The 716-nt window shown below is 45.0% G+C and carries 1 protein-coding gene and 1 pseudogene; both read right to left on the bottom strand.

Annotation, left to right across the window (positions count from 1 at the left end; translation table 11 throughout):
* Nucleotides 1–224 (bottom strand): relaxase domain-containing protein (locus AB4503_RS22645; RefSeq protein ID WP_032499595.1); only part of this gene is annotated, 224 nt, incomplete at its 3' end.
* A gap of 93 nt (nucleotides 225–317) precedes the next feature.
* A pseudogene (locus AB4503_RS22640) lies at nucleotides 318–716 on the bottom strand (hypothetical protein); the annotation flags it as partial.

Below are 716 nucleotides of genomic sequence, written 5' to 3'. Positions count from 1 at the left end.
ACCGATTCTAGGGTGGCTTGCTCTACGGGTTTACCCGCCAGTCCCGCTTCGATGGCCAGCTTGCCATGCCAGAAGGTGTTTTCTTCTTGGTCTTTTTCCTTGAGGTAATAGTTATCGCCCGCGTTTTTTTCTAAAGAGACGTCAGGTAGGTCTTTGGGGTTTTCTTCGCTGAGATAATATTTGGCAGCGCCAGAAGCGGATTTTAATGGGCTAATAGAAAGCATGAGTATTTTCCTTATGCAACGCAAATTGCCGCTAGCAGCAAAACTGAGCGGTGAGTGGAGGTTAAGGGGGAAGTGGAATTAAAAGAGGTGTGGTTACAAAATGATCCCAACACAAGCAAAGGAATTGCTAGCGGTTAACGTTCGTTCTTCGTGAATGATGACGCCATTTTCATCAATGTGAATGGATGTAATGCCCGCTTTAAATCGGTCTAACGCTACAATTTCTTCATTGGTTAAATGCTTGCCATGAGTCAGGCATTCTAGATGGTTAAAGCTGTATTCATCGGCGGCCATCGCTAGTTTCGAAGAATCAGAATGCTTCATGCACTCATTGCCATACAGCCAATCTTGAGCACACTCTATATTTGGCTCTAACTGGTAAGTCATATGGTGGGTGACGCTTGCAAAAGAATGGGACTGGCTTGTCCATTTGTAGCTCACTTGAAAACAATCAACCTCATCGGGAATGACGGCATACCAACCTCGACTTTT

It is taken from the genome of Vibrio sp. 10N.222.55.B11 (assembly GCF_041473705.1).
GTDB classification, from domain to species: domain Bacteria; phylum Pseudomonadota; class Gammaproteobacteria; order Enterobacterales; family Vibrionaceae; genus Vibrio; species Vibrio crassostreae_C.
This window is presented reverse-complemented; position numbering and strand designations above follow the sequence as displayed.